At 36.3% G+C, this 2,937-nt stretch carries 3 protein-coding genes and 2 pseudogenes; 3 read left to right on the top strand and 2 right to left on the bottom strand.

The features are described from left to right. Positions 1–283: 283 nt before the first annotated feature. A complete protein-coding gene (cadR, locus tag H4I94_RS16060) occupies positions 284–676 on the bottom strand; it encodes a Cd(II)/Pb(II)-responsive transcriptional regulator (RefSeq protein ID WP_004281856.1) in 393 nt (130 codons plus the stop codon). Positions 677–765: 89 nt separating this feature from the next. Between cadR and H4I94_RS16065 the strand changes: the two genes are divergently transcribed. From H4I94_RS16065 to H4I94_RS16075, 3 genes and pseudogenes are all read left to right on the top strand, one after another. Then, positions 766–2,046, top strand: a complete 1,281-nt coding sequence (locus H4I94_RS16065; protein ID WP_005253114.1) for a cation transporter — start codon at positions 766–768, stop codon at positions 2,044–2,046. Positions 2,047–2,057: 11 nt separating this feature from the next. Next, complete coding sequence (locus H4I94_RS16070) at positions 2,058–2,318, top strand: ferrous iron transport protein A (protein WP_261183717.1); 261 nt, start codon at positions 2,058–2,060, stop codon at positions 2,316–2,318. Beyond that, a pseudogene (locus tag H4I94_RS16075) lies at positions 2,308–2,793 on the top strand (FeoB small GTPase domain-containing protein); the annotation flags it as partial. The gene H4I94_RS16070 and the pseudogene H4I94_RS16075, both read left to right, overlap by 11 nt. A 15-nt stretch (positions 2,794–2,808) precedes the next feature. Here H4I94_RS16075 and H4I94_RS16080 read toward each other — a convergent pair. Continuing rightward, positions 2,809–2,937 (bottom strand): annotated as a pseudogene (locus tag H4I94_RS16080) (IS5/IS1182 family transposase); the annotation flags it as partial.

Below are 2,937 nucleotides of genomic sequence, written 5' to 3' on the forward strand. Positions count from 1 at the left end.
GTCTAAATCGATTGGATTAGAGAGTATTGAATTGGGTATGTTTGGCATTTCATGCAGACAAGCAGCCTCTGCCACACTCCAAATATTCTGGAATGTGAATAAGAGTACCAATATCTGGATTAGAAATGTTTTTCTCTTCATACACAAATCTGTATTTAAAACACCAATCGGAAGCTAACCAAAGCTATCTAAGATCTGATCACAAAATTTAAGTCACCTTAATCTTTTTGCAGCCTTAAGTAAAGATATACAGAGTTTTTGAAAAAAGCATAGGTCTAGATAATCAAGCTAGATTTTTTAGAACTCCACATTGGTCAATTGTACATAAACCATCACAAGTACCTCTTAAATCAGATAATTGTTCAATAAGCTTTTGTTGCTTGATTATATTTTCTCTGATAGCACTGACATGTAAGTCAATTAATTCATTCACATCTGAACAATTTTTCTTGGGATTATCTTTATAGGTGAGTAATTGACGAATTTCATTCAAACTCATATTTAAAGTTCGGCAATTCAAAATAAACTTAATTCGCTCAACATAGCCTATATCGTAAAGGCGGTAATTTCCTTCCGTTCTTTCGGGTTCCGGAATTAAACCTTCCTTTTCATAAAACCTAATTGTTAATACTGAACATGAGGTTTTTTTAGAGAGTTCACCAATTTTTAAATGCATTGAGTTGGTATTTCCAAAAAATCTTGACTCTATAGTAACTATAGGGATTCTAATATTCAAAGTTTATAATTTTTTTAATGGGTATAATTATGAGTGGTTGTGGATGTAGTAAAGAAACACCATGCGAAGATAAGAAATCTCAACAAGAAAATCATCCATCAATTGCAGAAGCAAACAATTCAAAGAATTGTGATAATACGCTTAGCTGTTGTGGTGAAGAGGAAGAAAAAAAATCTTCATCTCCTTGCTGTAACACTTCAAACAGTTGTGAAGATACCGCTCAATCCTGTTGTGGTTCTGATCCCAAAGAAAATTTAAGCACTGAAGACGTTTTAAAAGATTCGCACTACATGAGTGAATACTTAGTTCCCAAAATGGATTGTTCTGCGGAAGAACAGATGGTTCGTATGGCGCTATCTTCAATTGATGGTGTTCAAAAACTCATCTTTGATTTACCTAACCGGTCTTTAAAGGTTCTACATAATCAAAAAGATGAAAATATAACTACCAAACTTGAAGCTTTGGGTTTTGGTGCAAAGCTTGTGAAGACTGAAACTTATATAAGCAATCAACAGGCTAAGCAAACAAGTACCTATACCATTCCTAAAATGGATTGCTCTGCTGAAGAGCAAATGGTCCGTATGGCTCTTGCAGATATTGAAGCAGTTAAAGGTCTTACTTTTGATCTTCCCAATCGAAAACTGAAAGTCTTCCATAATGAAGGGAGTCAGCAAATTACGGCCAAACTTGAAGGACTGGGTTTTGGAGCGAAACTTGATGAAACACAGCTTTCTTCAGGCGATATACCTAATGAACCTGATCCTGTGAGACAAGCTAAAGTACTTAAACTGTTATTAGGCATTAATGCTCTACTTTTCTTTATAGAATTCATCAGCGGAATTATTGCTGCGTCTACAGGATTGATTGCTGATTCTCTAGATATGTTTGCCGATGCAGCCGTTTATGGTATTGCGCTATATGCCGTCGGAAAAGCTGCGAAATATCAAGTGAAAGCAGCCCATTTCGCAGGTTGGATTCAGTTATTACTTGCTGTCATCGTGATTATTGATGTCATTAGACGATTCATGTTTGGAAGCGAGCCAGAATCAACGCTCATGATTGTTATTGGCCTGCTCGCACTTATAGCTAACGTGACATGCTTATATCTTATTTCTGGTCATCGAGAAGATGGCGCACATATGAAAGCCAGTTGGATTTTCTCGGCGAATGACGTTGTCGTAAATATGGGCGTTATATTTGCCGGTGTACTCGTGGCGTGGACGGGATCAGCTTACCCAGACTTAATCATTGGCATCCTGGTTTCTTTATTCGTGCTTAATGGTGCTCGAAAGATTTTGGCTTTGAAGTAAGAGTATCGAAAATGAATCTATTTCAAGTTAAACAAAATCAGATCGTCAAAATTAGAGATCTCAAAAAAGGTAATCAATACAGTCATACCACTGATCCCGTATTGGAACGGCTCCAACTATTAGGTTTTAGAGAGGGTGAAACTCTACAAGTACTCGCTAAAGGTGTTTTTGGCGGAGATCCTGTTTTAGTTCAAATTGAAACTTCAAGATTCGCATTAAGAAAGAATGAAGCTGAAAGAGTTTTTGTAGAGTTAGTATCCAATGAAGATTAAGAACATTGCATTAGTCGGTAATCCAAATTGTGGAAAAACCTCTTTATTTAATACGCTTACTGGTACGCGACAAAAAGTTGCCAACTATGCTGGAGTTACCGTAGAAAGAAAAGAAGGTTCTTTTAAATTACCTTCTGGTGATGCAGTACGAGTATTGGACTTACCCGGAACTTACAGTTTAAAACCTAGTAGTTTAGATGAAGAAGTCACCAGGGCAGTTTGTTTGGGCGAGCTAAAAGGTGAAGTTCTACCCGATATTTTTATATGCGTTGTAGATGCCACAAATTTAAGCTTACATTTGAGCTTGGTTCTCGAAGTTCGTGCTCTAAATCGCCCTATGATTCTTGTATTAAATATGATGGATGAGGTCAAAAAGCGTGGTATTTCCATTGATAAGGATAAACTGTCTCAACTGTTAGGTATCCCTGTAGTTGAAGCTGTCGCAGTTAAAACAAAAGGAATTCAAGATTTAATTAGGGTCTGTTGACATTTACTGTTCATAATTAACCCTATAAAGGTAGCCATAAAAATATACAGGCTAAAGCAACAGAACTTTGATAATTTCTTTTGAGCTTGTCATATCGAGTAGCTATTCCTCTAAATTGCTTTAATCTACAAA

Origin of the sequence: Acinetobacter sp. T_3_1, from assembly GCF_025377055.1 — a bacterium.
In the GTDB taxonomy this organism is placed as follows: Bacteria; Pseudomonadota; Gammaproteobacteria; order Pseudomonadales; family Moraxellaceae; genus Acinetobacter; species Acinetobacter kookii.

Coding starts and splice junctions, on each gene's coding strand:
- cadR (WP_004281856.1), bottom strand. CDS start 676: ATGCATTTAAAAATTGGTGAACTCTCTAAAAAAACCTCATGTTCAGTA.
- H4I94_RS16065 (WP_005253114.1), top strand. CDS start 766: ATGAGTGGTTGTGGATGTAGTAAAGAAACACCATGCGAAGATAAGAAA.
- H4I94_RS16070 (WP_261183717.1), top strand. CDS start 2,058: ATGAATCTATTTCAAGTTAAACAAAATCAGATCGTCAAAATTAGAGAT.